21 protein-coding genes are annotated in these 22,183 nt (G+C 67.1%); 7 read left to right on the forward strand and 14 right to left on the reverse strand.

What is annotated here, in order from left to right; genetic code table 11:
- Nucleotides 1–32: 32 nt before the first annotated feature.
- Nucleotides 33–533: a GAF domain-containing protein gene (locus AB4Z48_RS01255; protein ID WP_441612007.1), complete on the reverse strand. Its 501-nt coding sequence runs from the start codon at nucleotides 531–533 to the stop codon at nucleotides 33–35.
- A gap of 55 nt (nucleotides 534–588) precedes the next feature.
- Nucleotides 589–1,461: a LysR family transcriptional regulator gene (locus AB4Z48_RS01260; RefSeq protein ID WP_441612008.1), complete on the reverse strand. Its 873-nt coding sequence runs from the start codon at nucleotides 1,459–1,461 to the stop codon at nucleotides 589–591.
- 227 nt (nucleotides 1,462–1,688) lie between these two features.
- On the opposite strand from AB4Z48_RS01260, the gene eno reads away from it, so the two are divergent.
- Complete coding sequence (gene eno, locus AB4Z48_RS01265; protein WP_441612009.1) at nucleotides 1,689–2,972, forward strand: phosphopyruvate hydratase; 1,284 nt, start codon at nucleotides 1,689–1,691, stop codon at nucleotides 2,970–2,972.
- A gap of 28 nt (nucleotides 2,973–3,000) precedes the next feature.
- Here the strand turns inward: eno and msrA are convergent, their stop codons facing one another.
- From msrA to msrB, 3 genes are all read right to left on the reverse strand, one after another.
- Nucleotides 3,001–3,735, reverse strand: coding sequence for a peptide-methionine (S)-S-oxide reductase MsrA (gene msrA / locus AB4Z48_RS01270; RefSeq protein WP_441612010.1), 735 nt, complete (start codon nucleotides 3,733–3,735; stop codon nucleotides 3,001–3,003).
- Nucleotides 3,736–3,801: 66 nt separating this feature from the next.
- Nucleotides 3,802–5,628, reverse strand: coding sequence for a cytochrome c biogenesis protein DipZ (locus AB4Z48_RS01275; protein WP_441612011.1), 1,827 nt, complete (start codon nucleotides 5,626–5,628; stop codon nucleotides 3,802–3,804).
- A gap of 46 nt (nucleotides 5,629–5,674) precedes the next feature.
- Nucleotides 5,675–6,187, reverse strand: a complete 513-nt coding sequence (msrB, locus tag AB4Z48_RS01280) for a peptide-methionine (R)-S-oxide reductase MsrB (protein ID WP_441612012.1) — start codon at nucleotides 6,185–6,187, stop codon at nucleotides 5,675–5,677.
- Nucleotides 6,188–6,366: 179 nt separating this feature from the next.
- Here msrB and AB4Z48_RS01285 point away from each other — a divergent pair, with 179 nt between their 5' ends.
- The 3 genes from AB4Z48_RS01285 to ppk2 all read left to right on the forward strand — a co-directional run bounded on the left by AB4Z48_RS01285 (nucleotide 6,367) and on the right by ppk2 (nucleotide 9,953).
- Entirely contained in the window at nucleotides 6,367–7,104 is a 738-nt protein-coding gene (locus AB4Z48_RS01285; protein ID WP_441612013.1) for a response regulator transcription factor, read from the forward strand.
- Between the two features lie 29 nt (nucleotides 7,105–7,133).
- Nucleotides 7,134–8,639 (forward strand): HAMP domain-containing sensor histidine kinase, encoded by a 1,506-nt coding sequence (locus AB4Z48_RS01290; RefSeq protein WP_441612270.1) that lies wholly within the window; start codon nucleotides 7,134–7,136, stop codon nucleotides 8,637–8,639.
- A gap of 180 nt (nucleotides 8,640–8,819) precedes the next feature.
- Nucleotides 8,820–9,953 (forward strand): polyphosphate kinase 2, encoded by a 1,134-nt coding sequence (gene ppk2, locus AB4Z48_RS01295; RefSeq protein WP_441612015.1) that lies wholly within the window; start codon nucleotides 8,820–8,822, stop codon nucleotides 9,951–9,953.
- Between the two features lie 229 nt (nucleotides 9,954–10,182).
- Here the strand turns inward: ppk2 and AB4Z48_RS01300 are convergent, their stop codons facing one another.
- The 7 genes from AB4Z48_RS01300 to AB4Z48_RS01330 all read right to left on the reverse strand — a co-directional run bounded on the left by AB4Z48_RS01300 (nucleotide 10,183) and on the right by AB4Z48_RS01330 (nucleotide 18,258).
- Nucleotides 10,183–10,845, reverse strand: coding sequence for a response regulator (locus AB4Z48_RS01300; protein WP_441612016.1), 663 nt, complete (start codon nucleotides 10,843–10,845; stop codon nucleotides 10,183–10,185).
- Nucleotides 10,846–11,154: 309 nt separating this feature from the next.
- Nucleotides 11,155–11,382 (reverse strand): hypothetical protein, encoded by a 228-nt coding sequence (locus AB4Z48_RS01305; protein WP_441612017.1) that lies wholly within the window; start codon nucleotides 11,380–11,382, stop codon nucleotides 11,155–11,157.
- A gap of 248 nt (nucleotides 11,383–11,630) precedes the next feature.
- The gene (locus tag AB4Z48_RS01310; protein WP_441612018.1) at nucleotides 11,631–12,602 is read right to left on the reverse strand and encodes a fimbrial protein; all 972 of its coding nucleotides are present in this window, start codon (nucleotides 12,600–12,602) and stop codon (nucleotides 11,631–11,633) included.
- Between the two features lie 52 nt (nucleotides 12,603–12,654).
- The gene (locus tag AB4Z48_RS01315; protein ID WP_441612019.1) at nucleotides 12,655–15,330 is read right to left on the reverse strand and encodes a fimbria/pilus outer membrane usher protein; all 2,676 of its coding nucleotides are present in this window, start codon (nucleotides 15,328–15,330) and stop codon (nucleotides 12,655–12,657) included.
- Nucleotides 15,331–15,579: 249 nt separating this feature from the next.
- Entirely contained in the window at nucleotides 15,580–16,338 is a 759-nt protein-coding gene (locus tag AB4Z48_RS01320; RefSeq protein ID WP_441612020.1) for a fimbrial biogenesis chaperone, read from the reverse strand.
- A gap of 132 nt (nucleotides 16,339–16,470) precedes the next feature.
- A complete protein-coding gene (locus AB4Z48_RS01325) occupies nucleotides 16,471–17,013 on the reverse strand; it encodes a fimbrial protein (RefSeq protein WP_441612021.1) in 543 nt (180 codons plus the stop codon).
- A 453-nt stretch (nucleotides 17,014–17,466) separates the two neighbouring features.
- Nucleotides 17,467–18,258, reverse strand: a complete 792-nt coding sequence (locus AB4Z48_RS01330) for a hypothetical protein (protein WP_441612022.1) — start codon at nucleotides 18,256–18,258, stop codon at nucleotides 17,467–17,469.
- Here AB4Z48_RS01330 and AB4Z48_RS01335 point away from each other — a divergent pair.
- The 3 genes from AB4Z48_RS01335 to AB4Z48_RS01345 all read left to right on the forward strand — a co-directional run bounded on the left by AB4Z48_RS01335 (nucleotide 18,236) and on the right by AB4Z48_RS01345 (nucleotide 19,994).
- A complete protein-coding gene (locus AB4Z48_RS01335; protein WP_441612023.1) occupies nucleotides 18,236–18,442 on the forward strand; it encodes a hypothetical protein in 207 nt (68 codons plus the stop codon). The two genes, AB4Z48_RS01330 and AB4Z48_RS01335, sit on opposite strands and share 23 nt — an antisense overlap.
- Before the next feature lie 194 nt (nucleotides 18,443–18,636).
- Nucleotides 18,637–19,269 (forward strand): response regulator, encoded by a 633-nt coding sequence (locus AB4Z48_RS01340; RefSeq protein ID WP_441612271.1) that lies wholly within the window; start codon nucleotides 18,637–18,639, stop codon nucleotides 19,267–19,269.
- A gap of 44 nt (nucleotides 19,270–19,313) precedes the next feature.
- On the forward strand, nucleotides 19,314–19,994 hold the full coding sequence (locus AB4Z48_RS01345; RefSeq protein ID WP_441612024.1) for an Hpt domain-containing protein: 681 nt from the start codon (nucleotides 19,314–19,316) through the stop codon (nucleotides 19,992–19,994).
- 110 nt (nucleotides 19,995–20,104) lie between these two features.
- On the opposite strand, the gene AB4Z48_RS01350 is transcribed toward AB4Z48_RS01345, so the two are convergent.
- Nucleotides 20,105–21,169, reverse strand: a complete 1,065-nt coding sequence (locus AB4Z48_RS01350; protein WP_441612025.1) for a porin — start codon at nucleotides 21,167–21,169, stop codon at nucleotides 20,105–20,107.
- Between the two features lie 71 nt (nucleotides 21,170–21,240).
- On the reverse strand, nucleotides 21,241–22,059 hold the full coding sequence (locus AB4Z48_RS01355; RefSeq protein WP_441612026.1) for a response regulator transcription factor: 819 nt from the start codon (nucleotides 22,057–22,059) through the stop codon (nucleotides 21,241–21,243).
- Between the last annotated feature and the right edge of the window lie 124 nt (nucleotides 22,060–22,183).

Consider the following 22,183-nt stretch of genomic DNA (forward strand, 5'->3'; position numbering starts at 1 on the left):
GCCCGTACCGCCCGCCGCGCCGGCGCGGCTGGTCAGCCGCGCGGCCAGCCCAGTTCCACGAACACCTTGCACAGGGCTTCCATGCCGGCGGCGTCTTCGTCGTCGAAGCGTCCGGCCACGGGGCTGTCCACGTCCCACACGCCGATCAGGCTGCCGTCGGCGGCGATGAGCGGCACCACGACTTCCGATTGCGAGGCGGCATCGCAGGCGATATGCCCCGGGAACGCATGCACGTCAGGCACGACCTGGGTGGCGCGGGTCTGCGCGGCGGTGCCGCACACGCCCCGGCCCAGGGCGATGCGCACGCAGGCCGGCTTGCCCTGGAACGGCCCGACCACCAGTTCCGTGCCGTCGTGGAAATAGAAACCCGCCCAGTTCAGGTCCGGCAGCGAGTGGTAGACCAGCGCCGAGAAGTTGGCGGCGTTGGCGATGCGGTCGGTCTCGCCGGCCAGCAGCGAGCGGGCCTGCGCGGCCAGCTCCTGGTATTGCGCGGCCTTGGACTGCGGGGCGGGGCCGGTGGAAAGTTCGAACATGGCGGATTCCAGTGACAGCAGGAGAATGCGGCCTCCATTGTCTCACTCCTGCGTCCTAGGCAGGCAGCCCTGCTTCGCCGGCCAGCGTCTGCCGCAGCCAGCCGATGAACACTTCGGTATCGGCGGGCAGTTCGCGGGCGGCCGGCAACGCCATCAGCCCGCCCTGGAAGCGCACGAAGCCGTGCGGCGCAACGAGTTGCCCGTCCCGCAGTTCCTTGCGGATCAGGCGCTGCTCGACCAGCGCCACGCCGGCGCCCGAGAGCGCCGCCTCGATGCACAGGTGGGTATGCGGGAAGGTCAGCTCGCCACCGCGCGCGACCGGCTTGCCGGACAGTGCCTGCCACTGGTCCCAGGCGCTGGAGGTGAAGTCATGCGCGATGCGCACGCCGTTGCGCACCGAGCCCGCGTACGCCGGTGCGCACACCGGCCCGAAGGCCACCGGCGCCAGGTACAGCGCGCGCTTGCGATCAGCCTCCGCGTACGAACTGAGATCCCAGGCAATCACCACGTCGGCCCCTTCGGTGCGCATTTCGCGGGCGGAGGTCATGGACAGCCGGATGCGGATATCGGACCGCAGGCGATAGAAGTCCACCATGTGCGGCACCAGCCAGCGCATGGCGAAGGTGGCGCTGCAGGCCACATGCAGGCTTGGCCCGCGCGCCTGGTCCAGCAGGCGGCCATAGCCCTGTTCGAGCTGGTCGAACACGGCGCGCACCACGTCGTACATGGCCTGGCCACGCTCGTTGAGGCGCACGCCGGTGCCGTCCTTCTCGAACAGCGCGGTGCCCGCGTGCTCCTGCAATTGCCGCAATTGCCGGCTGACCGCGCCGTGCGTGCGGCAAAGCTCCTCGGCGGCGCGGGTAATGGAGCCGGTGCGCGCGGTGGCCTCGAAGGCGCGCAGCGTGGACATCGGGGGCAGGGTCCGCATGGCGATCCTTCCTTCGCTGCAGATGCGCAAATGTGCAAAAAACTGACGAAGCCGGAAGAATAACTCGGTTTTGCCGACGGCGAGCGGGCTCTACTATTCCCTACGTCAAGCGCGTCGTGGCCGGGACAGGAAATCTTTCCCGCAGGGCGGATTGCCTTCGGCGTGAAGAATATTCACGAAGGCGCGGCGACGGGAAGCGTTTTCAAGCGAGCAAACGGAGCGGCAGGATGAGCGAGATCAGGCAGGTGCAGGGATATGAAGTGCTGGACAGCCGCGGCAATCCCACCGTGGAGGTGGAGGTCACGCTGGCCGATGGCGCGGTGGGCCGGGCCACGGTGCCGTCGGGCGCATCCACCGGTGCGCGCGAGGCGGTGGAGTTGCGCGATGGCGATCCCGCGCGCTATCTCGGCAGGGGCGTCAGCCGCGCGGTTGCGGCCGTGAACACCGGGCTGCGCGCCGCGCTGGCTGGCGTGGACGCGCGCGACCAGCGGCGGGTGGACGGCATCATGATCGAACTGGACGGCACGCCGGACAAGGGCAGGCTCGGCGCCAACGCATTGCTGGGCGTGTCGCTGGCGGTGGCGCATGCGGCGGCGGCTTCGGGCGGCACCACGCTGTTCGCCCACCTTGGCGGGGCGCAAGCGGTCGTGCTGCCGGTGCCGATGATCAACATCATCAACGGCGGCGCGCACGCGGACAACGCCATCGATTTCCAGGAATTCATGATCATGCCGGTGGGCGCGCCGGGCTTTGCCGAAGGCGTGCGCATGGCATCGGAGATCTTCCATACGTTGCGGGTGGACCTGAAGGCGGCGGGCTTCAACACCAATGTGGGTGACGAGGGCGGCTTCGCGCCGGACCTGCGCTGCGCCGACGAGGCGCTGGCGTTCATCCTGCGCGCGGTGGAGCGCGCCGGCTACCGCGCCGGCACGGACGTGGTGCTGGCCATCGACCCCGCCGCCAGCGAGTTCCACGAGAACGGCAGCTACGTCTATCGCGGCGAGGGCGTGACGCGCAGCGCGGAGGCCCAGGTGGACTACCTGGCCGCTCTGGTGTCGCGCTACCCCATCGTCTCCATCGAGGACGGCATGGCCGAGGATGACGCGCACGGGTGGCAGCTGCTGACGGCGCGGCTCGGGCGCCGGTGCCAGCTGGTGGGCGACGATGTGTTCTGCACCAACCCCGCGCTGCTGCGGTTAGGCATCGAGCAAGGGATCGCCAATTCGATCCTGGTCAAGGCCAACCAGATCGGCACCCTGAGCGAGACGCTGGACACCGTGGACGTGGCGCACGCGGCCGGCTATGCCGCGGTGATGTCGCATCGTTCCGGCGAGACCGAGGACACCAGCATCGCCGACCTGGCGGTGGCGACCGGCTGCGGACAGATCAAGACCGGCTCGGTCTCGCGCTCGGACCGCACCGCCAAGTACAACCGGCTGATCCGCATCGAGCGCGCGCTGGGCGCGCGGGCGCGCTATGCGGGCGCCGCCGTCGTCAAGCCAGCAGGCTGAGCGGGCGGCGCCGCGGATCAGGGGCGCATCAGGTGCCCGCCACCTTCAGCAGCACCGGGTCGTTGCGGTACAGGTCGGGGAAGATCTCCTTGAGGTAGCCGATCTTGGGCAGGTCGTTGACGACGATGTACGGGTGGGCCGGATGCCGCGTGAGGAAATTCTGGTGGTAGGCCTCGGCCGGGTAGAAGGCCTTGTAGTCTTCCACGCGGGTGACGATCGGGCCGGAGAAGACATGCGCCTTGCCGAGCTGCGCGATATAGGCCTGCGCCACGCTGCGCTGCTCGGCCGTGAGCGGGAACACGGCCGAGCGGTATTGCGTGCCGTGGTCAGGGCCCTGGAAGTTGAGCTGGGTCGGGTTGTGCGCCACCGAGAAGAAGACCTGCAGCAGGCGGCCGTAGCTGACCTGCGACGGATCGAAGGTGACCTGCACCGATTCCGCGTGTCCCGTGTCGCCGCCGCTTACGGCTTCGTACTGCGCGGTGTTCGCCGCGCCGCCGGCATAGCCCGAGGTGACCTGCTTGACGCCGCGGACATGCTGGAATACGCCCTGCACGCCCCAGAAGCAGCCGCCGGCGAAGACCGCGGTCTCGGTTTGCGCCGCGTTCTTTTCGTCCTGCGCGGGCGGCGGGATCTTGACGGCCTGCTCGGCCGAATTGGCGCTCTGCCATGCCAGCAGGCTCACCGCCACCATGGCCGCGCCGGCGATCCTGGCGGCGCTCGAGCGCGTCAGCCGGGAGAAGAGGGTTGTCGATTGGATGCTCATGATTGCCTGTCCTTGGATAGCTGCAATGAAGTGAGGCGGCGTTGCGTGGATGCGTGCCGCGGAAGATCAGCCGAAGGTGAAGGCATAGGCCTCCACGCCGGGGTCAAGGAATTCGATGGCGAAGGTGTGGTCCGCGATCTTGCCGGCCTGGCGCACGAGCTGGTACAGGCGCTGTCCGGTGACGGTGCCGCTGCCGTCGGCATCCACGTCGGTGCCGTGCGCGTCGCCAGGGGCTGCGCCGTCGATGCTGACGCGGAAACGTACCGGCTTGCCGTCCTTGCCCGGGCCCAGCACGAGGTGCAGGTCGCGGGCATGGAAGCGGTAGACGATGCGTCCGTCCTTGCTCTCGAGCGTGGCGTGCTCCGCGCCGACTTTCCAGTTGCCGGCCAGGGCCCAGTCATTGAGCGCGGGCGTGGCCGGTGCCGCATAGCTGCGGACCTTGTCCTGCGCCTGGCCGCCCGGCGAGGCAAAGTTCTCCGCGCGCTCGTAGCCGAGGTAGGTCTCGCCTGACTGCACGTCGGCGTTGTCGGAGGCCATCTGCACGCCCTGCTCCGTGGCCGTGCCCAGGCCGGTGGCAACCTTGGCCGCGCCGGCGTGGCCGGCCTCGGCCAGCAGTTGCTGGATCACCTGCTCGGAGTGGGCGTATTCGCCTTCGCCGAAATGGTGGAAGCGGATCTGGCCCCTGGCATCGATGAAATAGTGCGCCGGCCAGTACTGGTTGTTGAAGGCGCGCCAGATCGCGTAGTTATTGTCGACCGCCACCGGGTAGTCGATGCCGAGGTCACGCACGGCCTTCTGCACATTGTCCACATTGCGTTCGAAGGCAAATTCCGGCGCGTGCACGCCGATCACCACCAGGCCCTGGTCACGGTATTTCTGCGCCCATGCTTTCACATAAGGCAGGGCACGCAGGCAGTTGATGCAGGAGTAGGTCCAGAAATCCACCAGCACCACCTTGCCGCGCAGGCCTTCGGCGGTGAGCGGCGGCGAGTTCAGCCACTGCACCGCGCCGGCCAGCGCGGGCAGCTGGCCTTCGACCGGCAGCGCGGCGGGGGCGCCGGCATTGACGGCGCGCATCATCGAGCCGGATGCCGCCATCATGGCCGGGCCGTCGCCATTGGCCTCTGTCGTGCCACTGGCCGCGGCAGGCGTGGGCGTGGCGTTCGCGGCATTGCCTCCCAGGCGGTCCAGCAGGTGCTGCTCGATGCCGCCGGTGGCGACCGTCGAGACCCGCGCCAGCACACCCGTGTCCAGCCCCAGCGCGATCGCGGCGACGCCGGCCAGCATGGCCGCGCCGATGCCGCGCCGCACCCATTCGCCGGCGCCCAGCGAGCGCTTCATCGCGGTGAACACGCGCCCGCCGATCAGCAGGGCCACCGCCAGCGAGGTGGCGGCGCCGGCGGCATAGGCCACCAGCAGCAAGGTGGTGCCCACGCTGGCGCCGCGCAGCGCGGCACCGGTCAGCACCAGGCCGAGGATGGGGCCCGCGCACGGCGCCCACAGCAGGCCGGTGGCGATGCCGAGCAGGAAGGAGGAGCCAGGCCGCACCTGCCCGTCGGCTTGCGCGAAGGCGGAGAGACGGCTGCCCGCGCTCACCAGCGGATGCATGAGGCGCTCAGCCAGGCGCGGCAGCAGCAGCGTCAGGCCGAACACGGCAAGCAGGGCGATGGCCAGCCAGCGGCCGTACTGGTTGGCCTGCGCCACCCAGCCGCCGCCCACCGCCGCCAGCGTGGCCACGCCGGCGAAGGTCAGCGCCATCCCGGCCAGCAGTGGCAGGCCGCTGCGCACGAAGGGCTGGTCCGCGCGCGAGAACACGAACGGGAGCACGGGCAGGATGCACGGGCTCAGGATGGTGAGCGCGCCGCCCAGGTAGGCGAGTACGATAAGGAGCATGGCGTTGTCTTGGTATGGTTGTCTGCCGGGCGCGGGCCCGCGGTCGTCAGGCGGCCTGCGGGCGGAAGGTCATCGCCAGGCCGTTCATGCAGTAGCGCAGGCCGGTGGGCTTGGGGCCGTCGTCGAACACATGGCCCAGGTGGCCGCCACAGCGCCGGCAGTGCACTTCCGTGCGCGTCATGCCGAAGCTGCGGTCTTGCGTCGTGCCCACGGCCCGCTCCAGCGGCGCCCAGAAGCTGGGCCAGCCGGTGCGGCTGTCGAACTTGGTGCGCGAGGAGAACAGGTCGAGCTGGCAGCCGGCGCAGGCGAACACGCCGGCGCGGTGTTCGTCGTTCAGCGGGCTGCTGTAGGGCCGTTCGGTGCCTTCCTGGCGCAGCACGTTGTACTGGGCGGGGGTCAGCAGCTGGCGCCACTGTTCGTCGGACTTCACCACCTCGAAGACCTCGGCGGGCTTGCCGCCGCCGGACGGCCCGGCCGCCAGCGCGCGCCAGCCGCTCACCGTGGCAATGGCCGCCACGGCCGCGCCGCCCGAGATCAGAAAGCGCCTTCTGCTCCGCATGATGTGCTCCTTGCGTGGGTTCCACGAATCAATGGGCGCATCGTATGGCCGGTGCGATCCCGGAGTCCTCACGAAAGGTTAAATTAAATGTGATAACTCGGCGGCGCAGAATTCTGCACAATGACTGCGCGGGCCCCGACCCTCACTCCACCGTCCTCACTCCACCGTCCCCATCGCCCATGCCAACGGACCATCCCAAGCGCATCCTGATCGTCGAAGACGACGTCGACATCGCCAATGTGCTGAGCCTGCACCTGCGCGACGAGCGCTATGAAGTCGTGCACAGCGCGGACGGCAACGAAGGCCTGCGCCTGCTGGAGCAAGGCAGCTGGGACGCGCTGATCCTGGACCTGATGCTGCCCGGCGTGGACGGACTGGAGATCTGCCGGCGCGCCCGCGCCATGGCGCGCTACACGCCCATCATCATCACCAGCGCGCGCTCCAGCGAGGTGCACCGCATCCTGGGGCTGGAACTGGGCGCCGACGACTACCTCGCCAAGCCGTTCTCGGTGCTGGAACTGGTGGCGCGCGTGAAGGCGCTGCTGCGGCGCGTGGACGCGCTGGCCAGGGACCTGCGCGTGGATGCCGGCAGCCTGGTGCTGGGCGGGCTGTCGATCGACCCGATCACGCGCGAGGCCAGCGTGGACGGGCGCCGCATCGAACTGACCCCGCGCGAGTTCGACCTGCTCTATTTCTTCGCCCGCCACCCCGGCAAGGTGTTCTCGCGCATGGACCTGCTCAATGCCGTCTGGGGTTACCAGCACGAGGGCTACGAGCACACCGTCAACACCCATATCAACCGGCTGCGCACCAAGATCGAGGCCGATCCGGCGCAACCCAGCCGCATCCTCACGGTCTGGGGACATGGCTACAAGCTGGCGGCCGGAACATCCGGCGCGCCGGGAGATGCGACATGAACGCCCGCACCGAGGCTGGCACCGAAGCCATGCAGGACCGCCCCGCGCGCCGGGCGCCGCGCTTCGGGCTTACGCTCACGCAGCGCCTGTCGCTGGTGTTCTCGGTGCTGCTGCTGGCCTGCTGCGGCGCCTCGGCATGGCTGCAGGTCCGCTCGAACGACATGCACGAGAAGGAGGTCATCCAGGATCTCTCCCGCGGGCTTGCCGCGCATATCGCGCGCAACGCCGTGCTGATGGACGCCAACGGCCTCAAGCCGGAAGCCCTGCGCCAGCTGTTCGGCCAGCTGATGGTGGTGAACCCGAGCGTGGAGGTGTACCTGCTGGACAACCAGGGGCGCGTGATGGGCCACGACGCGCCCGCCGGGCGACTGCAGCGCGAGCAGGTGGACCTGCAGCCGGTGCGCCGCCTGCTGGCCGGCGATGCGTTGCCGATCCTGGGCGACGACCCGCGCAGCGCCTCGGGCCGCAAGGTTTTCAGCGCCGCGCCGCTGCGCTCGGGCGGCTATATCTACGTGGTGCTGCTGGGCGAGACCCACGACGAGCTGGCGGCGCGGGCATCGGCCAGTTCGGTGCTGCGCACCACGCTGTGGTCAATGGCGCTGGTGGCGCTGCTGGGTCTGCTGGCGGGGCTGGTGGCGTTCGGGCTGATCACGCGGCCCCTGCGCCGCCTGACCGAGGCCATGCGGCGCTTCAACGCCGACGCGGACCCGGAGACCGCGCCCGCGGCGCAGCCGCGCTTGCCGCGCGTATCGAGCGCGGGCAGCCACGACGAGATCGCCGCGCTCGAGGCCGCCTTCGCCCAGATGGCCGACCGCATCGCCGAGCAATGGCGCGCGCTGACCAAGCAGGACCAGGAGCGGCGCGAGCTGGTGGCCAATATCTCGCATGACCTGCGCACGCCGCTGACTTCGCTGCAGGGCTACCTGGAAACGCTGTCGCTCAAGGCGGATACGCTCGGCGAGGCTGAACGCAAGCGCTACCTTGCCATCGCGCTGGCGCAGAGCGTGAAGGTGGGCCGTCTGGCCCAGTCGCTGTTCGAGCTGGCGCGGCTGGAGCACGGCATCGTGCAGCCCGCGCTGGAAGCCTTCTCGCTGGTCGACCTGGTGCAGGATGTATTCCAGAAGTTCGAGCTGCCCGCCGAGGCGCGGCAGGTGCAGCTGCGCGCGGGTATCCCGCAGCGGCTGCCAGCCGTGACGGCGGACCTGGGAATGATCGAGCGCGTGCTGACCAACCTGCTGGACAACGCCATCCGCCATACGCCGGCGCATGGCGCCGTCGACGTCGACCTTGCCGTTGGCGACGGCAAGGTGTCGGTCACGGTCAGCGATACCGGCCCCGGCATTGCGCCGGCGCTGCGCGAGCGCCTGTTCCAGCGGCCGTTCAGCGCCGGCGCGCATCGCGGTGGCGGGCTCGGCCTGCTGATCGTGCAGCGCATGCTGCAACTGCATCGCAGCCAGATCCGCCTGCTCGAGCGCGAAGGCACGGGCGCGGCGTTCCGCTTCGAGCTGCCGGTGGCGGGCCGGCAAATGCCTTAGACCCCTGGCCCCCTGGACCCCTGGCCCCCTGGACCCCTGGACCCCTTAGGGCGATGATGATCTGCATCAAGGGTGGACGGAAGGCGCCTGCGCATAATGAAATCCGCGATTCCCGCCGGCGCTGGCGTCAGGTTCACGGGAGATCGCGCAACGTTCAGCGCAACCTTTCCGAAATCCGACATGGCAGCACACGTGCATAACCTCGGTTCGTCCCAGTCTGACCACGCTACCGGCCCGCAGCAAGGCGGCGGCCGTCCCGTCGCCAGGGGCGACGTGGTGCCGACCAATACGCCACGCTCGGCCGAACGCAATACCGTGGAGAGCGCCGTGGACGCCGCCGCGCAGCTGGCGGCAAGCAGCATGCAGGACATCCTGGCGAGCGGCGCCGCCGATGGCGAGGAAGGCATGCTCGGCGTGGTCAGGACCTTGATGGACGGCATGTCTCCCGACGAGGCGGCGCAGCTGCGCCGCCTCATCCTCGAAGGCGATCCGGCGGCCTGGCAGGTGGGCAGGCGCAGGCATCCGGACCATGAGCTGTCGCAGGGCTGGCGCGAAGGCCAGTATCCGTACCAGAACCTGATGTCGCGGCGCAATTACGAGAAGCAGAAATACCGGCTCCAGGTGGAGTTCCTCAAGCTGCAGGCCTGGGTGAAGGACACCGGCCAGCGCGTGGTGATCCTCTTCGAAGGCCGCGACGCGGCCGGCAAGGGCGGCGCCATCAAACGCTTCATGGAGCACCTGAACCCGCGCGGCGCGCGCGTGGTGGCGCTGGAGAAGCCCACCGAATCCGAGCGCGGCCAGTGGTACTTCCAGCGCTATATCCAGCATCTGCCCTCGGCCGGCGAGATCGTGCTGTTCGACCGCTCCTGGTACAACCGCGCCGGGGTGGAGCATGTGATGGGGTTCTGCACGCCGCAGGAGTACCAGGACTTCCTGCAGCAGGTGCCGGAATTCGAGCGGCACCTGGTGCGCAGCGGCATCCACCTGTTCAAGTTCTGGTTCTCGGTCAGCCAGAAGGAGCAGCGCCGGCGTTTCCGCGAGCGCGAGATCCATCCACTCAAGCAATGGAAGCTCAGCCCGGTCGACGTCGCATCGCTCGACAAGTGGGACGCCTATACGCGGGCCAAGGAAACGATGTTCGCGCGCACGGACACCGCCGATTCGCCCTGGACCGTGATCCGCTCCGATTGCAAGAAACGGGCGCGCCTGAACGCGATGCGGCACGTGTTGCTGCGCTTTCCCTACGCCAACCGTGAAGTCGAGGCCATCGGCACGACCGATCCGCTGATCGTCGGGCGGGCCCTGGCGGGCTAGTCCCGGTCACGGCGCGCCGCCCCGGCGGCGCGGGCCCTCACTCGCCCGCGCCATTCCCGGCGGCCAACAGTATCCCGGCTCCGGCTTCCTTCGCCAGCACGCTGAGCCGTTGCACCGCGGCGGCCAAGCCTGCCTTCAGATTCCGCGACAAGCCCGGCAAGCCGGCCGCGGACTAGAGCGTTGCAGTGCCACGCGCCGGGCGGGCAAAGCGCCGGCGTGCCAGTGCCGTCTATCCCGCCAGTGCGCTCCCCGGGCCGGCCAGGCTGCCGTCGGAGGCATAGAGGATCAGGTCGGCATCGCGCGTGATGCCGAGCTTTCGCATCGCACTGGCCTTTTGCGAACTGACCGTCTGCTTGCTGCGATGCAATTGCGCGGCGATCTCGTTGACCGTTTGTCCCGAGCCGAACAGCCGCACGACTTCGGCCTCGCGCGCGGTCAGCGGCCGGATGGACGCGGCGGGCTTGCTCTCGTCCAGGATGCGCTTGATGGTGGGCGAGAAATACTTGCCGTTCGCATAGGCAGCGTGGACAGCCGCCAGCAGGTGCGACATGGCATCCGACTTGCTCAGGATGGAGTTCACGCCTTGCTGATGGATCGCGCGGACGACGCCGGGATTGTCCATCATGGTGAGAATCACGAGCCGCAGCCCGGGATAGCGCCGCTGCAGGAACGACACCAGCGTCAGCCCGTCGCCGTATTGCCCCCCCGGCATCACATAGTCCGATACCAGCACGTCGCAGGCGTGCGTGTCGAGCGCCGCGATCAGTTCCGTCGAATTGCCGACCGTGGCGACGATTTCCGCGGCGTCGAGCTTGCGCAGTTCGTAGGTGATGCCCAGCGCGACGGCCGGGTGGTCGTCGGCAACGATCACGCGCATCGAAAACTCTTTCATCTTGCTTCACTCCTTGGCCCGGCCGGGCACGGCGCGGAAACGCGGCAGAAGAACGGGCTTGAATTCAGGCGCAGGGTTGGCGCTCGACAAGGGGGTGAGCAACCAGGAAAAATCTTAAGCGAATGCCTTGCAAGAAACAGAGAATTCTGGATTCCGGATGGAAAATCATACCGACAGATCGGAGCAGAAACAATCTGGCTTCAGTTGGGGTGGGAGTCCTCGCCTGCGCGCAGAAAGGTGTCGCCGCGCGCGCCGTCCTATTCATGGAAATGTGCTTTGTGTGGCACTGTTGTTCGGGCGCTTCTGCATTCAGCCGGCAGGCCTGCTTCCCGGCATCGCCGCAACGGGGTCGGACGCGGAGTCGAGCGCGCTTTCCCATTGCGCGAGAAGGCGCCGCCGCTGCTGGGGCGATGTCAGCAGGAAGTCGTTCATCAATGCAATGAAGCATTGTTGATCCATGTGGCTCAGCTCAGCGAATTCAAGCAAGAGCCGGCGGGCCTGGCGTGAAGAACGTGTGTTCGTATCGGGTTTCTTCATGGTGACATCGCAGCTATTGGGGGCTCATAGTGAATGTCGTGCGCGTGTGCTCGTCGCCGGGTGCAATGGCGCAAGCCCTTGCACTCAGCGCGCGGCCAGGGGAGCAGGGCGTATGCCGTTGACTGTCAGGCCGGCATGCCAGGCGATCCGGGAGAGCCGCCGCGCCGGGCCACCGCGGTGTCGTTGCGCACCGGCAAGCCGGCGCCCCGGGCGGCGCGCACCGGGGGACCTCGCCAGCCCTGCTGGGTTCATTGGTAACTCATCGTGATCGTCGCGCGCCCGTTCGCCGTGCCTGCCGCGACGTCAGGCAGGGTCTGCACATACCGCGCGCGCAGTGGAATATTGAACAAGCCATTTGACGCGGAACCGGCAAACCACTGGTTCAGGTTGCCGGCAGCACTGGAATCGGCACCGTACCTGAGCGGTGTCGAATCCTTGAGCACCTGGATCCCGACGCCTTGGGCGGTCGAACCCGGCGAAAGCGTGAGTACGTCCCCGCGATTGGCCGGATCTGTCATGTCGGTCAAGGTCGCATAGACGTTGGTCGTGGCGCCCGAGATCCCGTCCGCGCAGGAAAGCGCGACTTCGAACGGGTTTTCGTTCGCTGTCGACCCCACCCCCTTGAAGTCGCCGATGGGGACATTCCTCATCGGCACCGAGATGTGGGCGCTCGACAGCTTGCAGGTAGGAACAAGCGGCTTGATGGCCAACATGCCGTCGATCATGTACTGCGTGGATTTCAGCTCGCCGCCCCGATACCATTTGGCGGCCACCTCGCCGCTCAGGATGCCACCTGCGGTAATCGGTCCGGTCTTGACGAGTTGAATGGTCAGCCGCAGCTCCGTGGCTTCCTGGACCGAAACAGCCATACTGAAATGGCTCCACGGCCACCAGCCCGGGTTGTCGGTGTATTGCATCCTGATCCCCACGCCGTTGATGGGAGTTGACATGGTGTGGTACGGACCCGGCGCCTCGAGCCTGCCAACGATCAGCATGAAGGGCTGGCACTGGTAGTCTACGGGCCCGCTGTTTTCGGCGTGAAAGATGAAATCCCCGGAGTAGAGAACGGTGCCGTCTGCCACAAGCGGATTGAACGTTGGTGGGTTGAAGCCGGTCAGCCTGTAGCGGAACGGCTTGCCGTCGGTGGTCGGGAACTGGTCGCAACTGGCCAGCGCCGGAGTGGAAGCCAGCAACGCCAATAACAGGATTAGTTTTCGCATGATCATTTTGCCAAGGTTTGGAATATGACAAGCCGGGAAGATGGTGAACCGTTCACAAGCCCGGCCCGATATGCACCGGACCGGGGGAGGGAGATCTCTGCATGCTCATCCCCGGGGCCTGCGGCAAGCCGGTGGTCACGTTCGTGACGGGCGCGCAGATGGCCTCGATCTGTTGATAGCCGCTGCCCTTTCCTGCCTTCTTGCGTTCCGGCAACTCGTACGCGATGCGGCAGGCCGAGGCTTCGTCGTTGCCCCAGGTCACCTTCAGTTCGCCCTTGTCCTGGAGGCCGCGCGCAAAGATCTTGCTGGCCTGGCCGACCACGCCGACTTCCTGCCCACCCTCGTCGTGGACCGCCGCGCCGAACGGCAGCGCCATGTCGTTGGACCGGCGCGCCCGGATCATTGCCGAGCGTCCCGAGACGGTCTCGAACTTGAGCATCGGCACCGAGCCGGCGCGCGGGGCGACTTGCTGGCTGGTCTCGCGCAGTTCCACGTCGGTGGACAGGCCCTTGGGATCCAGCGACACCGTATTCATGCTGTACGGCGTCAGGTACGGCACGACCGCATAGCCGCGGCTGTCGATACGCACGCCCGACGCATTGGTCACGCGCGCGCCCTCGGCGTTGGGCGCCTCGACAATCGCGAAGGTGTCGGACAGCGGCTGCGACAGCGTGACGCCGCCGCGGTGCAAGACCGCCGCGCCGCGCACGCCGATCGCGGCTTGCTGGTAGTCGGAGCCGCCGCTCACGCTGGCGTTGAGATCCGCATACGGGCTGCGGTACAGCACGTTGGCGCCGCCGTCGGTGCTGCTTTGTCCGGCACCCGAGGTGTGGTTCGCGCTCAGGCTGTAGGAGAGTTCGTTGTCGGCCCCCGCGGAGCCCGACAAGGTGGTCTGCGCCTGCATGCTGCCATTGCTGTTGCGCGAGACGTTGCCGGTCAGGGTCAGCGGGTTCTGCTTGCCCAGCGGGATCGTGACGCTCGCGAAGTACATCGTGCCCATACGGCCGTCGGCGCCGCGCTGGCGCGTGGCCGAGACACCGAAGGAAATATTCTTGTAGACGTTGTTGTAGCCGACCGAATAGTTGATGTCCGAGCCGTCGCGGTTCCAGTAGTTGGCCGTGGAGGCGGTGACGTTGAGCCGCCCGCCCCGTTCGCCGAGCCGCTGGCCGAGCGTGACCGATGCGCGGTTGCGCTGGCGCCATACGCTGTCGATGGTGTGGCCTTGATCCGCCTGTGCGCGTGCGCGCATGGCTTCGTTGAGACCGAAGTAGCCGCCGGTGGAATAGCGGTAGGCGGCGATCGACAGATCGGTTCCGGTTTGCAGGACCGACTTGGAGTAGCTGAGCCGCGTACTGGTGCCGTTGAAGGTCCCGACGCCCGACACCGAGGTGTGGGCCTGCGTCACGTCCGCGCCGACCGCGCCGACCGGCGTGTTGAAGGCGCCGCCGAGCATGGCCGAAGCATAGCCTTGCGCCAGCGTCACGCCACCATAGCCGGTGACCAGGTTGTTGAGGCCGCGCTGCCAGGTACCCTGGACGAACAGCGGGTTCTTGCTGTTCTGGGCATCGCGCACCGCGCCGGCCACGACGCTGTAGCGGTTGACGCCGGGCCGCAGGGACAGCGGCACGGCGGCATACGGCACCGAGAACGAGCGCACGGTGCCATCCGCCTCGGTTACCGTGACGTTCAGGTCGCCGCCATATCCGGTGGCGTAGAGGTCGTCGATCTCGAACGCCCCGGGCGCCACCGTGGTCTCGTAGATCGTCATGCCGGCCTGGCGGATCGTCACCCTTGCGTTGCTGGTGGCGACGCCGCGCACCGTGGGCGCATAGCCGCGCAGCGAATCGGGAAGCATGCGGTCGTCGGTGGCCAGGCGCACGCCGCGGAAGGCCGTCGAATCGAACAGTTCACCGCTTGTGTACGCTTCGCCCAGGGTTAGCTGAGAAGCCAGCTTGAGCAGGTCGCGCTGAACGTAAGTCGAGATGTTCTGGTAATCGCTGTGGCCGCTCCCGCTCCAGTTGTACGAGCCGTTGTGGCGGAAATGCCAGTCGCCCGCGTTGAAGCCGGCGTTCAGGCCAAGGTAGCCCTGCGTCTGCACGCCATTGCTGCCGTGGCCCTTGAAGCTGTAGACATTGAACTGGTAGCCGAGGATGCCCGTCGTCACGCCGGAGTCCAGCAGTTCGGGACTCACGGAGCCGCGTGCGCTGCGGCTCAGGGAAACCTGCGGGATGCCAAGTTCCAGGCGCTGGTCGCCGAAATCGAAACTCGCGCTTGCCCCGGGAATCACCTCGGTGATGGGCAGGCATTCGCCTGAGGCCGCAAGCCGCGTAGCCATCCCGGGTGCCAGCTTCCGGAGATCGACGCCGGCCTTTTGCAGCAGTCCGGCGTCGAAGCACGCCTGTGCGTCGCTGTCATCCGCGCCGAGAGCCCGGAACGGCACGTCGGTGCGGCTGACCCGGTTGCCATTGACGTACATATCGATGTTGTAGGTGCCGGGCAGAACGACATTGCCCCGCTCGAAACGCGACAGGTCCACGCGCCGGCTGCTGCCCGTTGCCAGGAATCCGCTGTCGAACTCGACTTGCGCGACCTGCCTGGTTGCGGGCGCGGCCGCCTCGGCCAATGCCTCGGACTGCCAGGCGGCCAGGCTCGACAGCACCAGCGCACACAACGGCTTGAGGCGGAAAAGAGGGTTGCCATCCTGGGCCGGACGTTGGGCCGGGGTCATTGCGGGTTGCTCCTTGTTATGGGCTGCCGGGACATCCGCGCATGGCGGATGCGAGGCCGAACGGGGTCCTCCAGCGTCCCGCCGGGGGACCTGGCCACACGCTTCCCGGCGCAAGGCTTTTCAGGAAAGCCTCAGGCTGGCGAAGCGGATGGGGACCTGTACTGGATTCGGGAAGGAACGGCGTGGGGGCGGGTGATTGCCCAGGGTGCCGCGCTCAGGGGCCATGGCGCTGCTACCCTGTTGCTACGATCAGCCTCCCGGCTTGAAGGGGGCGACAGGCTTGCCTTGCACGATGCCGCCCCAGTCGTTGATGCTGCTGAAGTCGACTTGCGCGGCCGATGCCGGCGCGGACGCGAGGCCTTCGATCGGGAACAGATGCGAGGTGCCGGGCAGTACGTAGCCCATGCCGGCATTGAAGTTCTTGCCTTCGACCTTCAGCGCGATGCTGCCCAGGTTCACGACAAAGGGGGTAGGGTTGCTTGCCTTCAGCGCATATCCCTTGCCGCTGTCGGCCTGGACGATTTCCCACACGATCTTCGCGGGCGCTTCGTCGGCGCGGCCGGGCAGGGCTGGCGGGCGGAACATCATCTTGATGCGGGTACGGAAGGCGAGTTGCAGGCGGTTGGCATCTTCACCGATCTCGGCCTTCGGCGGGACTTCGAGCACATTGAGCCAGAACAGGGATTCCTTGTCCTGTGGCATCGGCTCCTTGCTATAGATCACGCGCAGCATCTGGCCCTTGCCGGGTTCGAGGCGGAACATCGCGGGCGTCAGCGTGAACGGCACGTCGATCTTCTCGGGCGACTCGTTGGCGTCGCCCTTGTCGAGCCAGGTCTGGACCAGCGCCGGCGTCTGGCCGTCGTTGGTGAGGCTGACCGTGACTTCGCGCTCCTGCGCCGGAAAGATGATCCGGGTGCCGGCGATGACGACGCTCGCGTGTGCCTGGGCCGCAAGCAGACTGGCCACGAAGGCCACCGCCATGAGCGGCTTGAGAATGGTGTGTTTCATCTTCACTTCCGATGCGTTGGATTCCTGGGAGATTGCGTTTCCTCGGAAGCCGTCTCGAAAACGCAGAAACGGCTTGGAAGGCTGCGCATCGCTGCGGGAGCGGCTCGGGCGGAGCCGTCTCCCGCGAAGCGCTTATTGATAGACCAGCGAGTACTGGACGCGCGAGTTGGCGGCGCCGGCCTGGACCGTGCCGGTCGACACGTACTCAGCGTAGTAGTGCAGGGTGGTGATACCGCCCGTGACGAGATCCACGGCGGGCGAGTTCTGGTCGTTCTGCGCGGCGCCGGCCTTGATCGGGTTGTAGCTGGCGTTCAGCAGGCGGATATCGACGCCCGAGGCGCCGCCGGCGTCCACGGTCAGGCGACCTTCGGAATTGACGGTCGAGCCGGCCTCGAATGCGGTGGCAACCTTGGTGCTCGAACCCGCGCAGCCGTCCAGCTTGATGGTGAAGGGCGTGCGACCCGCGACGGCGCCTGGTTGGCTCAGGGCCGACGTCGAGACCGGCGGCAGCGCCACGGTCATCATGTTGGCGCCACCGCCGCCATTGATCGTGCAGGTCGTGGCGACCACGCTGCCGGTGAATTCGATGGTGCCGTCAGCGGCGTGCGCGGCGGGCGCGAAAGCGGCAGCGCAGGCAGCGGTGGCGATGGCGGAAGCGATCAGGTTCTTTTTCATGATTCAGATAGCAGTAGTTGGAGGGGGTTGCTACTTTCGAAGTGCTGCTGTGTTGATGCAGGCTTCAGAAGCAAGTTTCGGGTAAACCCTTTTTTGTTTCTATCTGACCTGAACGAAATTCATGGCGAATAGATAGGACAAGTACGAAAGTGATGCAGGTACCGTGCGGGCGCGTCGTAGTGGCTCGTGCGGCGCAAGTGCGATCGCGGGCGTGGCCAGTAAAATCCGGGCGCGGGAGTGGCGCGGCGAGGGGGCATCTGCTTCCGGCGCAGGCAGGAGGAGACGCCAGGGAATCCGCCGTGAGGCTGGCGCTGGATGAACCGCGTCATCTCGAGGCGCTGCTCGCCGAAGTCGGCACTGGCGGTGGCGTCGTCGACGGGCTGGAAGGGCGGGTGGCCGCCAGCGATCGGATTGCGGCGATCGAAGCCGCTTGCACGGCCAGGCCGATACGCGTTACGCCTCGTGCTCTGCGCAGAACGTCGCGAGTTCCTGGCGGAAGGTCAGCATGACCTCCTTCTGCAGCAAGGACTGATACTCGCGGAACGGCGTGTCGAGATCGAAGGCCGCATCGTTGTAGGTGCGTTGCAGGAATGCCAGCGACTCGGCCAGCGAGCGTGCCTGTTCGGACTGATGCAGGCGTAGCCGCCAGTCCACCGCTTCGTGATGGTCGGCGAGCAGGTTCTGGTGCGGCGGGCAGGCGATCTCGCCGACCTGCCTGGCTTCATGAAACGCCACCAGGTAGGCGCAGATGGCCGACATGCGCCGGTTGGCCTCGGAGGCCGATTCGGCCAGCATGACCGCGGATGCCGCGAGCTCGTCCGGGCGGCTGCGCGTACGCCGCCGCTCGGGTGCGGCCGCCTGCAGCGGCCGCACCGCGACCAGCAGCGATGGCGGCAGCACCCGGTTGAATTCCCTGGCAAGCACGGCGTGGATCGTGTGCGTGAGCCGGGCACAGCTCGCGATATCGTCGCTGATATAGAAGTCGAGCGCGACCGCGCTTTTCCTGACATCCGAAACCACCGCCCGGACCGGAGTGGCGCCCTCATCGCGCAGCGCGGCCAGGCAGATATTGGCGCGCGCCAGCCATTCGCCGTTGTGCCGCAGGGCGTCGGCCAGGCTGTTTATGGTCATTTCCTGATCGGCACGCAGCGTCACCACCATGCGCGGGTGGGAAAGGCTGTCGCTGACGGCATGGAGCGGATCGGCGCCAGAGCTTGCCGGCATGATGCGTTTGTTCTTTTTCATCTCGCTCCTGATCCTGTTGGCCGGCGGACGCCCGGTGGTGGTGCCGGGGCAGGGCGACGCCGTAGCGGTGAAAAGTAGAGGCAAGAAGTATGGCGCCGTGCGCGCCCGGGCGGATGCGGACTTTTCCCGAGCCGATTGCGGCGGATTCTGCGCGGCGGCCGTGATGGCATTGCCCGCATCCTGACTTGCGCCGGTGGCGTCCCGGGTCGGCAGGACGAATGCCATGGCGCCATCGGTAATGGCGACCTTTCCGCGGCCAATTCAGGGCTTTCCCATGCGCGCCACGAGGGAACTATCGGAGAATCCCGGAACAGAAATCGCGCCCCGCGCGCGCTAGCAGCAAATGGCGCAATATTTTCAGATGGAGGCTGCGCAAAAATGACAACGGTGTTGATAGTTGACGATCATCCGGCGATGCGCATGGTCATGCGCACGCGGTTGTTGCAGGTGCTCGGCGTAAGCCGCGTCCTCGAAGCCGGCAATGGTCAGTCAGCGCTGGACATCATGAACGAGTGTCCGGCCGACCTGGTCATCCTGGACCTCGACCTGCCCAAGGTCAATGGACTGGAAGTCATTCCCCGGCTGCGGATGATGCAGCCGCAAGTGCGGATCCTGGTGCTGTCCGGCCAGGATACGCTGACGTTCGCGCCCCGTGCCATGCAGCTTGGCGCGCGGGGCTTCGTAAGCAAGCAGCAGGAAATGGGCGAGATCATGCGCTGCGTGGACGCGGTGATGGCCGGCTACACGCTGTTCCCGCCCGAAGTCGGCGACGCCGAGTCGGTGCCTCCTGACATGCGCGACGACAGAGACCGGCTCCGGCGGCTGACCGACAGGGAGATCGTTATCCTGCAGATGCTGGCCAGAGGGATGTCCAATGCAGCCATCGGCAAGCTGCAATTCATCAGCAACAAGACGGTGAGTAGTCATAAGATCCACATCATGGCCAAGCTCGGCGTCGCCACGCTGGTGGAGTTGGTAGACTTTGCCCGTCGCTGCCATATCGCGCCGTGACGGCGGCAGAATCTTCATTGTGAATCGTCCGGAGGACAACAATCATGCATCGCGCATTGATCATCGGTGACACCGCGGACTGGGCCGAAGACAGCGGCGTCGCCGCGCTGCTGGAGGGCCTGGGCTTCGAGGCGACGGCACATGCGGTGGAATCGCCCGGGGCGCCGGGGCGAGGCTGGCGCCTGGTGCTTGTGCGGCTTCCGGCAGACGGCGCACTGCCGGCCAGGGTGGTGCCGGATTCCGACGGCGCCGGGCCGACGCTGTGGCTCGCGGTTTCATCCGCTACCGCGGCTTCCGTGGACACGCGCTTCGGTGGCATGCTGACGGAGCCGGTACGCGAGCATGACCTGGCGCGGGAGCTTGCTCGGCATGGCGTCCTGCCGATCAGCGCGCAGGAGGAAGCGGCATTCTGGCCGGCCATCGAAACACTGTCCGATGGCGATCCCGACATGATCGCGGAACTGGTTGCCAGCCTGGTCGATACCAACCGCGCGGATCTCGTGCTCCTGCGCAATGCCTGTGCTGCCGCCGACTGGGACGAGGCGGCCTCGCTGGCACACCGTTTCAAGGGCGCGGCCAGGATCCTGGAGTGCAGTTCGGTGGTTGCGCTCTGCGCGCGCCTGGAAGCGGCGGCCCGCGCGCGCGACGCCGACGGTGTCAGCGCGCTGCTGGCGCTGTTCGAGCCGACCGTGGAGCGTCTGAACAATTGCCTGGAGGCCCGATAGCGGGCCCGGCCGGGAATAAAAAGCGGATGCCCCGGTGCAGGCTTGCACCTTGCACCGGGACATCCGCGGCAAGCCCGACAAGCCGGAAAGTGCCGGCCGGGCAGGGATTGTCAGAAGCGGTGACGCATGCCGACGCTGGCGCCAAACTGGTTTTCGCCGGGCAACACCTGGCCATCGCCGTTCACGCTGGTCTGCGACATGAAACCGCGCGCGTTGTCGGTCTTGTTCAGCGCATAGGCCATGTTCATATAGAGTTCGGTGCGCTTGGACACGGCGTAGTTGGCGCCGAGCGAGAACAGCCACGGATCCGCGCTGGTGCCCCGGTAGTCCTGGTAGTACAGGGCGCCACTGAACGAGGTCGCGGCCGTCAGCTGATAGCTAATGCCGGCCCAGCCCAGGTGAGCGATGCCGCTGCCCGTGGCGGGCGTGAAGCCCAGGTGTTGCCAGCGATAGCCGCCGAAGACCTTGGCGGGTCCGAAGGCGTAGCTGCCGGCGATGCTGGCGCGCTGGTCATGGCGGTTGCGGCTGGCAATGGTGTCGCCGTTCTTCTGGTCGAAGACAGCACCGACCGCGAATGCGCCCGTGGCGTAGTTCAGGCCGAATGCATATTCGCGGCCGACCTTCCATTGTCCCGGGACTTCTCCATTCGTTCCGCTGACACCGTCATGACCGAAGCTGTAGAGCCCGGACGCGGTCAGGCCGCCGAAGCTTCCGCGGTACTTGATGGCGTTGTCGGCGCGCGAGCCGAAATCATTGTCCATTGCATAGATGGAGTAGCTGCTCGCGGTGGCCATCGGATCATACCGCAGCGCGAAATCGTACATCGGCGTCTGTTGGCGGCCAAGCGTCACGGTACCTCCCGGCGTTTCCAGCCCGACGTATGACTGCCGGCCGAACAGGCGCCCATCGGTCTTGCCATCGTCGATGGAAAATCCGCTTTCCAGCACAAAGATGCCTTTCAGCCCGCCGCCGAGGTCCTCGACGCCGCGCAGGCCCCAGCGCGAGCCGGTCAGCCCGCCACCGGACTGCATGCGATAGACCTTGTCGCCGTTGCCGGGCTGCCTGTTGACGAATTCCAGTCCGGCATCCGCCACGCCGTACAGGGTGACGGCGCTTTGCGCCCAGGCGCCGCTCGCCAGGATCAGGGCAGCTGATGCAACCATTGTCTTCTTCATATCTGATTTCCTCGGTTAAGAAATTCTGGTCTTTCCCTCGCCCAGGGTGAAACCTGGCGAGCGCCCGCCCGCTACCGGGACATGCCGAGGTCCGCGGGGACCGCGCACTCGTCGGCGGCGATTGCCGGAAGGTGCATCCGCAGCGGCACCCCGTCGGCCGGGAGCCGTTCTGTGCGTGCCTCCGCGGGCCAGTCGGCGCGCGGCGTCTCCTGGACGTCCAGGCGATAGCCAAGCGCGTGGATCGACGCGATGGTGATGCCATTGACGGGCCGCAGCTCCAGCACGCGCCGCAGGCGGGCAATCAGCGCGGCGAGCGCGCGCGACATGGCGGGCAGCACCCGGCCCCACACCATGATTTCGATATGGTTGCGGGGCAGTACCTGCGACGGCGACGAGAACAGCAGCCAGGCCAGGCTGAATTCCTTGGGCGTAAGATGGATATCCCTGCCGTGCAGGCTGGCGCAGTACCTGTCGACGTTCAGCACATAGGCGCCGAGGTGGATCAGGCGCCGGCGTGCGGTCGGGGCAGTGTCGTGACGGCGGCAATGCGACACCATCCGCGCCAGCAGTTCGGCCGGGCGCAACGTCGAGCAATGGTCGTCGGCGCCCGCGGCGAACGCCTCCATGATTTCATGGTGATTTGCCTTGGCGGACACCACGATGACGGGGGTCTGGAATGCGAACGTGCAGCGGATCATCCTGACTACCTCGGCGCCTTGTCCGTCCGGCTGGTCGCCGGCAATCAGGATCATGTCGAAGACCTGCTCGCGCAGGTCGCGCAGCAGCCCGGCGCGCGCGGCGTAACGATGGCAAGGGAACCCGGCGCCGGTGACGAGATCGGCGACCGACAGGGAACTCGCCGGGTTGGCATCCAGTAATGCGACTTTCATAGATCGACCTCAGAGTCTGTCCGCGCGCAAGTGGCATCGATGCGTGACGACGCCTGGCGAGCGGAAATACAACATAGCCCCAACGCCCCCTGCCGGAACCGGGAAAATTCCCCAAGAAAGACGG

Source organism: Cupriavidus sp. 2TAF22 (genome assembly GCF_052115045.1).
Lineage (GTDB): Bacteria > Pseudomonadota > Gammaproteobacteria > Burkholderiales > Burkholderiaceae > Cupriavidus.

What these genes read in the sequence shown, in the direction of transcription:
- msrB (WP_441612012.1), bottom strand. Translation starts at nt 6,187, where the DNA reads ATGCGGAGCAGAAGGCGCTTTCTGATCTCGGGCGGCGCGGCCGTGGCG.
- AB4Z48_RS01285 (WP_441612013.1), top strand. Translation starts at nt 6,367, where the DNA reads ATGCCAACGGACCATCCCAAGCGCATCCTGATCGTCGAAGACGACGTC.
- AB4Z48_RS01330 (WP_441612022.1), bottom strand. Translation starts at nt 18,258, where the DNA reads ATGAAAAAGAACAAACGCATCATGCCGGCAAGCTCTGGCGCCGATCCG.
- AB4Z48_RS01275 (WP_441612011.1), bottom strand. Translation starts at nt 5,628, where the DNA reads ATGCTCCTTATCGTACTCGCCTACCTGGGCGGCGCGCTCACCATCCTG.
- AB4Z48_RS01310 (WP_441612018.1), bottom strand. Translation starts at nt 12,602, where the DNA reads ATGCGAAAACTAATCCTGTTATTGGCGTTGCTGGCTTCCACTCCGGCG.
- AB4Z48_RS01260 (WP_441612008.1), bottom strand. Translation starts at nt 1,461, where the DNA reads ATGCGGACCCTGCCCCCGATGTCCACGCTGCGCGCCTTCGAGGCCACC.
- AB4Z48_RS01300 (WP_441612016.1), bottom strand. Translation starts at nt 10,845, where the DNA reads ATGAAAGAGTTTTCGATGCGCGTGATCGTTGCCGACGACCACCCGGCC.
- eno (WP_441612009.1), top strand. Translation starts at nt 1,689, where the DNA reads ATGAGCGAGATCAGGCAGGTGCAGGGATATGAAGTGCTGGACAGCCGC.
- AB4Z48_RS01290 (WP_441612270.1), top strand. Translation starts at nt 7,134, where the DNA reads ATGCAGGACCGCCCCGCGCGCCGGGCGCCGCGCTTCGGGCTTACGCTC.
- AB4Z48_RS01335 (WP_441612023.1), top strand. Translation starts at nt 18,236, where the DNA reads ATGATGCGTTTGTTCTTTTTCATCTCGCTCCTGATCCTGTTGGCCGGC.
- AB4Z48_RS01305 (WP_441612017.1), bottom strand. Translation starts at nt 11,382, where the DNA reads ATGAAGAAACCCGATACGAACACACGTTCTTCACGCCAGGCCCGCCGG.
- AB4Z48_RS01315 (WP_441612019.1), bottom strand. Translation starts at nt 15,330, where the DNA reads ATGACCCCGGCCCAACGTCCGGCCCAGGATGGCAACCCTCTTTTCCGC.
- AB4Z48_RS01325 (WP_441612021.1), bottom strand. Translation starts at nt 17,013, where the DNA reads ATGAAAAAGAACCTGATCGCTTCCGCCATCGCCACCGCTGCCTGCGCT.
- msrA (WP_441612010.1), bottom strand. Translation starts at nt 3,735, where the DNA reads ATGAGCATCCAATCGACAACCCTCTTCTCCCGGCTGACGCGCTCGAGC.
- AB4Z48_RS01255 (WP_441612007.1), bottom strand. Translation starts at nt 533, where the DNA reads ATGTTCGAACTTTCCACCGGCCCCGCCCCGCAGTCCAAGGCCGCGCAA.
- AB4Z48_RS01345 (WP_441612024.1), top strand. Translation starts at nt 19,314, where the DNA reads ATGCATCGCGCATTGATCATCGGTGACACCGCGGACTGGGCCGAAGAC.
- AB4Z48_RS01350 (WP_441612025.1), bottom strand. Translation starts at nt 21,169, where the DNA reads ATGAAGAAGACAATGGTTGCATCAGCTGCCCTGATCCTGGCGAGCGGC.
- ppk2 (WP_441612015.1), top strand. Translation starts at nt 8,820, where the DNA reads ATGGCAGCACACGTGCATAACCTCGGTTCGTCCCAGTCTGACCACGCT.
- AB4Z48_RS01320 (WP_441612020.1), bottom strand. Translation starts at nt 16,338, where the DNA reads ATGAAACACACCATTCTCAAGCCGCTCATGGCGGTGGCCTTCGTGGCC.
- AB4Z48_RS01355 (WP_441612026.1), bottom strand. Translation starts at nt 22,059, where the DNA reads ATGAAAGTCGCATTACTGGATGCCAACCCGGCGAGTTCCCTGTCGGTC.
- AB4Z48_RS01340 (WP_441612271.1), top strand. Translation starts at nt 18,637, where the DNA reads ATGACAACGGTGTTGATAGTTGACGATCATCCGGCGATGCGCATGGTC.